This window comes from Camelimonas sp. ID_303_24 (assembly GCF_053543495.1).
Genome location: NZ_JBLLJM010000022.1, coordinates 101,595 through 108,979 on the forward strand (window position 1 = coordinate 101,595; position 7,385 = coordinate 108,979).

Annotated in this window: 5 protein-coding genes; all 5 read left to right on the top strand. The window is 64.9% G+C overall.

All coding sequences use genetic code 11. The features are described 5' to 3' along the window. The first annotated feature begins 39 nt into the window (after positions 1-39). The 5 genes from ACERNI_RS15960 (at position 40) to ACERNI_RS15980 (ending at position 7,245) form a co-directional block, all read left to right on the top strand. Positions 40-1,836 (top strand): type I secretion system permease/ATPase, encoded by a 1,797-nt coding sequence (locus tag ACERNI_RS15960; protein WP_448834245.1) that lies wholly within the window; start codon positions 40-42, stop codon positions 1,834-1,836. Further along, the gene (locus tag ACERNI_RS15965; RefSeq protein WP_448834246.1) at positions 1,833-4,427 is read left to right on the top strand and encodes a calcium-binding protein; all 2,595 of its coding nucleotides are present in this window, start codon (positions 1,833-1,835) and stop codon (positions 4,425-4,427) included. The genes ACERNI_RS15960 and ACERNI_RS15965 overlap by 4 nt, the downstream gene beginning before the upstream one ends. A gap of 46 nt (positions 4,428-4,473) precedes the next feature. After that, complete coding sequence (locus tag ACERNI_RS15970) at positions 4,474-5,820, top strand: HlyD family type I secretion periplasmic adaptor subunit (RefSeq protein ID WP_448834247.1); 1,347 nt, start codon at positions 4,474-4,476, stop codon at positions 5,818-5,820. Between the two features lie 160 nt (positions 5,821-5,980). Beyond that, positions 5,981-6,415, top strand: a complete 435-nt coding sequence (locus ACERNI_RS15975; RefSeq protein ID WP_448834248.1) for a response regulator — start codon at positions 5,981-5,983, stop codon at positions 6,413-6,415. Between the two features lie 149 nt (positions 6,416-6,564). Further along, positions 6,565-7,245 (top strand): LuxR C-terminal-related transcriptional regulator, encoded by a 681-nt coding sequence (locus tag ACERNI_RS15980; protein WP_448834249.1) that lies wholly within the window; start codon positions 6,565-6,567, stop codon positions 7,243-7,245. Positions 7,246-7,385 lie beyond the last annotated feature (140 nt).

A 7,385-nucleotide genomic window follows, 5' to 3' on the forward strand; every position in this document is an offset into this window, starting at 1 on the left:
TCGCCCCGAACGCACCGTCAAACCCAAGGCTATTCCGCCATGGCCATTTCCTCCAGCCTCGCCCCGGGTCGTAAACACGACAGCGCCGTACTGACCAGGGATCTCCGCCGCCTCGCGCCATTTCTGTTCATCATCTCGGGGCTGATCAACATCCTCGCGCTCACCGGCTCCTTCTACATGCTGCAGGTCTATGACCGGGCGCTGACCAGCGGCAGCGTGCCCACGCTCGCCGCCCTGTCCGTCCTCGCAATCGGCCTCTACCTGTTCCAGGGCGGGTTTGACATCATCCGCTCCCAGGTGCTCGTACGCATCGGGGCCCGGCTTGACCGCGACATCGCCCCGCTGGCGCACCGGGTTGCCATCGACATGCCGCGTTTCGGTTTCTCCAGCGCCGAGGCGCTGGAACGCGGGCGCGACGTGGATACGGTGCGCGGGTTTCTTGGCAGCCAGGGTCCGGGCGCCCTGTTCGACCTGCCGTGGATTCCCCTGTACTTGGCCTTCGTCTATTTCCTGCATCCCTGGCTCGGGGCCATGACCCTCGCCGGCGCGGTGACGCTGGCCCTGCTCACCATCCTGAGCGAGGTGCTGGCCCGCGGCGCGAGCAACAGCTGGCGGCAAGCGGCCATCGCCCGCAACACGATCGCTGAAAGTCACGCCCGTAACGCCGAGGCGGTGCGCGCCATGGGGTTCTCCAGCCGCGCGGTGGAGCGTTTCGATCAGCTGAACCGGAAACATCTCGACCTGCAGACCCGCGCCAGCGATGTGGCGGGAACCTTCGGGGCCATCTCGCGCGTCCTGCGGATGATCCTGCAGTCGGCAATCCTGGGCCTTGGCGCCTTTCTCACCATCAAGGGCGAGCTCTCGGCTGGCGCAATCATCGCCGCCTCCGTGGCCTCGGCCCGGGCGCTGGCGCCAGTGGACCAGGCCATTGGCAACTGGAAGTCCTTCGTCTCGGCCCGTCAGGCCTTTGCCAGGCTGCGCGACACTCTGGTGGCGCTGGGCAAGACTGTGGAGCCCATGGAGTTGCCGGCGCCAGGCCAGTCCCTGAAGGTCGACCGGATCACCGTGGCGGCGCCTGGAACTGGTCAGGTGCTGATGAGCGAGATCAGCTTTGAGGTGGGCGCAGGGACGGCGCTCGGCGTCATAGGTCCGAGCGGCGGCGGCAAGACCACCCTGGTGCGCGCGCTTACGGGCATCTGGCCGTGCCTGCGAGGCTCGGTCCGGCTCGACGGCGCCCAACTGGAGCAGTGGTCCGAAGAGGCGATCGGCCGCCACATCGGCTATCTGCCGCAGGAGGTGAGCTTGCTCGACGCCAGCGTGGCGGAGAACATCTCGCGGCTGGACCCGAGCCAGGATACCGGCGCTATCGTCGCGGCGGCCAGGGCCGCGGGCATCCACGAGATGATCGTATCGCTGCCTGAGGGCTACCAGACGCAACTGGGCGCCAATGGAGCCGCGCTCTCGGCGGGCCAGCGCCAGCGCATCGGCCTCGCCCGCGCGCTCTATGGCAATCCTTTCCTTGTTGTCATGGATGAACCCAACTCGAACCTGGACGGTGAGGGTGAAGCCGCCCTGACCCGCGCCATCGACGGCGTCAAGGCGCGCGGCGGCATCGCCGTGGTGGTGGCGCACCGGCCCAGCGCCCTCGTGGCGGTCGATTTCGTCGCGGTTATCCAGAACGGAAAGCTCGCGGGCTTCGGGCCCAAGGACGCAATCCTCAAGCCGGGCTTCCGGCAGCCAGCCCCGGAGCGGCCGGAAGCGGATTCCGACCCGCGTATGCCGGCGGCGAGCGGACTCAATCTCGCGGGCAATCTGCGCAGGAGGGCGCCGGCATGATCGGGATCAAGGCCTTCAAATCCGCCAGAAAGGCGACGCCGACGATCGAGGAAGCCTATGGCAAGCTGCGGGAAGCTCCCCGATCCTCACGCTGGCCATATGCGACTGTTGCCGCAATTCTCGCCCTGGCGACCTATTTGCGCTCGTTGTTTCTGGCGGAAGCGAAACCCGAGCCGCAGGAGGAGGAGACGCCCAGGGATGACGCGGACCCCGCGGGGCCGCAACTGGCTGTGTTGCAAACAGCCGCCGCCGACGACCTGGCCGGCGACGCCAGGGCTGGCGAGGAAGAGGCGAGCGCAAAGCAACGGGTCGGGTCATCGGGGGCCAGCGACGCTCCGCCTGCTCCCGCCTCATTCCTCGGCGTCGACAGCCCTTCCATTGACTACGGCCGGCTGCCGGCGCTTGCCCTGCCGAACCCCATGGTGACGTTCGGAATTGGCGTGGCCAGCAATGACAATGGCGGCGCGCGCGGAAGCTTTGCTGCGTTCCATGCGGGCGGCGGCGGCGGCCGTGGCGGTGGCGGTGGCGGAGGAGCAGAGGACGACGTCCCGGCGCAGCTTCCCGTGACCAGGTCGCGCCCGGACGCCGTCCAGCCGGCCGGGCCCGATGATGAGGCCGTTGACGGGGAGGGGCCGCGCGCCTCCAATCGCGCGCCGCGCCCTGGGTCGCGCGTAAACCTGGGCGAAACCGGCGTGTGCCTGACGCTGACGCTCAGCGCGACGCTCCTGCTCGCGGGCGCGACGGATGCGGACGCCGACGTGCTGTCCGTGACCGATATCAAGGTTTCCTCAGGAGAGATCACCGCGACCGCCACAGGCTGGGAGTACCGACCCCTCGCCGGATACTACGGCGAGGTCGTGTTCACCTATGGCATCACCGACGGAACCGCCACGGTCGCCCAGACCGCGGTTATCCAGGTTGTCGAATTCCTTGAACTGGATGGCACGGCGAAAGACGATAAGCTCACCGGCACAGATTGCGCCGACCGCATTCGTGGCGGGGCTGGCAATGACGCCATCGACGCGCGCGCCGGCAATGACATTGTCCACGGCGGGGCTGGCAACGATGTGATTCTCGCCGGCCTGGGAAATGATATCGTTTACGGCGGCGATGGCCATGACGTCATTCATGGCGGCGCGGGCAATGACCAGCTGTATGGCGAAGCCGGCGACGACCTGCTGGTCGGAGGCGATGGAAACGACGAGCTCGCCGGCGGCGACGGCGACGACAGGCTCCATGGCGACGCCGGCGATGACACGCTGGCTGGCGGCGCTGGCGACGACTACATCGAAGGCGGCGCCGGCAATGACGCCATCGACGGCGGCCCGGGCGACGACCAGCTGCATGGCGGCGACGGCGCTGACCATATCGTGGCTGCCTCCGGCAATGACGTTATCACCGGCGGCGACGGCGACGACATCATCGATGCCGGCGACGGCGACAATGACATTGATGGCGGGGCTGGCAATAACACCATCCTCACCGGCCTTGGCAGTAACCGCATCATCGCTGCGGACGGGGACAATATCGTCACCGGCGGCGACGGCGCAGAGCTGGTTCAACTCGGCAACGGGCGCAATGTGGCGCGCCTCGGCGGCGGCGATGACACGGTCGCCGCCGGCGGCGGCGACGACCGTCTGTTTGGCGAGGACGGCGACGACACCCTGTTCGGCCAGGGCGGCGACGATTTCCTCGACGGCGGCGATGGCGATGACACGCTTGCTGGCGGCGCTGGCGACGATGAACTGAGGGGCGGCGCGGGGGACGATCTCATCGACGCTGGCGCCGGTGAGGATGAAATCGACGGGGGCGCCGGAAACGAACTCCTGCTTGCTGGCGACGATGACGACGAGGCCAGGGGCGGTTCGGGCGACGACGTGATTGATGGCGGCGCCGGCGATGACGCGCTTTTCGGCGAAGCCGGACATGACATCCTGATCGGCGGCGAAGGCCGGGACGCCTTGTTCGGTGGGGCCGGCGCTGATGTGCTCGATGGGGGCGGCGGCGCCGATCTCGTCAGGGGAGGTTGTGGAGATGACCTGGTCGTGTTGTCGCTGGATGGCGCGAACGACTGCCTTGACGGCGGCGAGGGCCACGACGTGCTCGATCTCTCGCAGACGACCCTAGGAGTTTACGTCAGTCAGGAAGAGAACCTGGCGCGGGGCGCGGAAACCGGCGTTGACGCCATCAGCGGCTTCGAAGTCATCATCGGCGGCTCAGGCGACGACCATTTCATCATGAGTTCCAGCGCCACGACGCTGACGGGCGGCGCCGGCGACGACACCTTTGAGTTCACGACCCCTCTGGCAAGCGCAAGCGGTCTGACGCACCAGATCCTCGACCTGCAGGAAGGTGACCACATCGTCGTCAGGCAATACCAGATTTACAGCGGCGGCGGAAAAGATCCGGCGGGCGCAGACCCGTTCCGTGACGTCTACGGTGAGACGCCCGCTGACAATCGTCCCTTTCGCTTTCGTGTGGAAGATGAAGGCGGCAGCCGGAAAACCTATGTCGATGTCTATGACGGGCAGAATGAATCTGTCGCTTACTTCATAGAGATCCAGGGAGAACATCAGCTCTACAGCATCTGAACCAGCGCAAGCAGAATTACCGCTGGCGCCGCCGGAGGGCATGCCCATGAACGCACAGAATTTTGATTCCCAACAGTTCAAAAGGCCAGCGAGCGGGGCCATCCGCGGGAAGCGGGGCGACCTGTCCCTTGGCGCGCATGTCATTGCAGGCGTGACCCTGACCATGCTGCTGGTCGCCGGCTTCGGCGGATGGGCGATCTCCGCCAATCTCAACGGCGCCGTGGTCGGGCAGGGCGCCGTCAAGGTGGATCAAAACCTTAAGGAGGTTCAGCATCGCGACGGCGGAATCATACGTTCCATCGCTATCCGCCAGGGCGATCAGGTCAGCGAGGGGCAGGTGCTGTTTCGCCTTGATGACGTACAGACCCGGGCCGAACTCTCCATCATTCGTGCGCAACTGGCTGAGAATCTGGCGCGCGGCGCGCGGCTGGCCGCCGAACGGGACGGGCTGGCCAGCATCACATATCCCCCGGGGCTGGCCGCCTATACCGTCGAGGCGCCGGACATCATGAAAGGCGAAACGCGCCTGTTCAACGGGAACCGCACCAACAGGGAAAGCCGCAAGGAGCAGCTTGAGATCGCCATCGTCCAACTGGGCGAGGAGGCGAAGGGGCTGGGGTCGCGACGCGTCGCCAAGACCGAAGAACTGCGCCTGGTCGAACTGGAGCGCAACAAGTTCCTCGGCCTGTTCTCCAAGGGGTACATTGATGGAAGCCGGGTGTTCAATATCAACCGGGAATGGACAAGGTTGCTCGGCGAACAGGGAGAGATCGAGTCAGCGCTGGCGCGCGCCAGATTGCGCATCAGCGAAACCCGCCTCCAGATCATCGCGATCGACGACGGCGCGCGCACCGAGGCGCAGCGGGAGCTGCGTCAGGTTGAGGCAAGGCTGGCTGAGCTGCACGAGCGGCGCGTCGCCAATGAAGACCGCCTTTCCCGCACCGACATTCGCGCGCCCATCGCCGGAACAGTCAATGAGATGACCGTCTTTACGGTAGGGGGGGTCGTTTCCCCAGCGGCGCGACTGGCGACCGTCGTACCTCTTGGCGCGAAGCTCATGATTGAGGTGCGGATCGCGCCCACCGACATTGATCAGGTCAGGCCAGGGCAGATGGCGCGGTTGCGCTTCCCGGCCTTCGACCGCAACACGACTCCAGAAATTCCCGGCAAGGTCAGCCATGTCTCGCCCGCTACCACGCGCGACCCTGCGACCGGCCAGAGCTACTATGTGGCGGAGATCCAGCTGAACGGCGAACCTCCCTCGCTTCGGGATCGCAAGCTGGTGCCTGGCATGCCCGTTGAGGTGATGATCACCACGGAAGAACGCACGGCGCTCTCTTACCTTGCCAAGCCCTTCCTGGATCACGTCAGCCGCGCTTTCACCGAACGCTAGGAGGCGCAGGCCCTCTCAGGTCCGTCGGCGTGCGGGCCGGGGGCATGCTCCCCCGGTCGGGTCAAAAGACGCGTCGGGGAGCCGGGCCGGCAACAGACGGTCGACGTTCAGCGGCGGACTTGCCTGAACGAAGCGAGCCATTCCTCCTCGGGGCCAGAGCATGAAACGAATGATGGTTGGCATAGTCGACCCCCATCCCCTGCATACGGAAGGGGTGAAGGCGCTGCTCTCGTTTAGCGACCGGTTCGAGGTCGTCGCGATCGGGACGGCCACACGCGATATCGCAGCAATCTGCGTCCGGAGCCGCCCGGATTTGCTTGTGGTGGAGATTTGCATGGTGGGTGATCCGCTTCAGGAGATCCTTCTGGTTTCCCGAAAGTTTCCTCAGACAAAAGCCATTGTCCTCACGAGCATGGAGGACGCAGCGAGCATCCGGCGTGCGCTCGCCTGCCGCGCGCGCGGTTATGTTCTGAAGCGTACAGCGGATGAAGATCTTATCAAGGCATTCGACGCTGCGAGTGTCCAGGCAGTCTATGTGTCGCCGCCAGCTGTGTCATCGCTCCTTTGTATTGGAGGCAGGGATAGCGTGATCTGACGAAGCGGCATCAGGAGCAGATGCGCCTACCTCAAATAAGGTAGCCATCTACCGCGCCGACTACCCCAATTGGGTTATTCGGATTCTGCCGCCGCCATTTACAATAACCGTAAACACAACAATGGCGATCTATCGCGAAAGGGGGGCACATGGACCGTAAGACTGTCGCGGTTGTTGATGGCCACCCATTGCTTGTGCAGGGCCTTTCTCACATCGTACAGGACAGCCCTGTATTCTCGCTGGAGGCTGCCGGGTCAAAGGCTGGCGATATCTGCGCGATAGCCTTGCGTTACCATCCAGCTGTCCTGGTCATGGACCTGAATATCGAAGGCTATGGCCCTGGGGTCATTGCTGAAGCGCTGGCGCACGCGCCAGACATGAAGATTGTGATCTATACGGCCTCAACTGACGTCGAGCAGGCAGTTCGTGCGCTGGAAGCGGGCGCCAGGGCCTATGTTCTCAAGGGCAGCCCGGCCGAAAGCCTGATGGAAGCTATTGGCGCGACCTGTCGGGGCGAGATTTATATCACCCCTTCCTTTGCGGCTGGCGTCATCGCTGCACTGCAGAAGCGGGCGCTGGACCGTGAGCAGAATGGACCTGCCCGGCTCAGCGTGCGGGAAGCCCAGATCGTCAGCTTGCTGCTTTGCGGAAAGCGAAACCGTGAGATCGCTGCGACTCTGTCGCTAAGTGAGAAAACGGTCAAGGGTTACATGACTTTGCTGATGCAGAAGCTCAATGCGCGCAACCGCCTGGAGGTCGTGCTGGCTGCCCAGAAGCTGGCCGCTTCCCCGATCGCACAGCAGCGCGCGGCGACTCGTCCGCCAACGTGAACGCCGCACCGACGCGCCAAAAACCATGATGGCCTGCTGCCGGTTTTGTGGACAGCGGGTTAAGCTAGCATAGCGCGGGCTTCGAACTCCATGGGGCTGATGTAGGCCAGTTTCGAGTGCCGCCGACGCGGGTTGTAGAA

Bases quoted from the DNA above. Each gene is read 5' to 3' on its own strand.
- ACERNI_RS15980 (WP_448834249.1), top strand. From the start codon at position 6,565: ATGGACCGTAAGACTGTCGCGGTTGTTGATGGCCACCCATTGCTTGTG.
- ACERNI_RS15975 (WP_448834248.1), top strand. From the start codon at position 5,981: ATGAAACGAATGATGGTTGGCATAGTCGACCCCCATCCCCTGCATACG.
- ACERNI_RS15965 (WP_448834246.1), top strand. From the start codon at position 1,833: ATGATCGGGATCAAGGCCTTCAAATCCGCCAGAAAGGCGACGCCGACG.
- ACERNI_RS15960 (WP_448834245.1), top strand. From the start codon at position 40: ATGGCCATTTCCTCCAGCCTCGCCCCGGGTCGTAAACACGACAGCGCC.
- ACERNI_RS15970 (WP_448834247.1), top strand. From the start codon at position 4,474: ATGAACGCACAGAATTTTGATTCCCAACAGTTCAAAAGGCCAGCGAGC.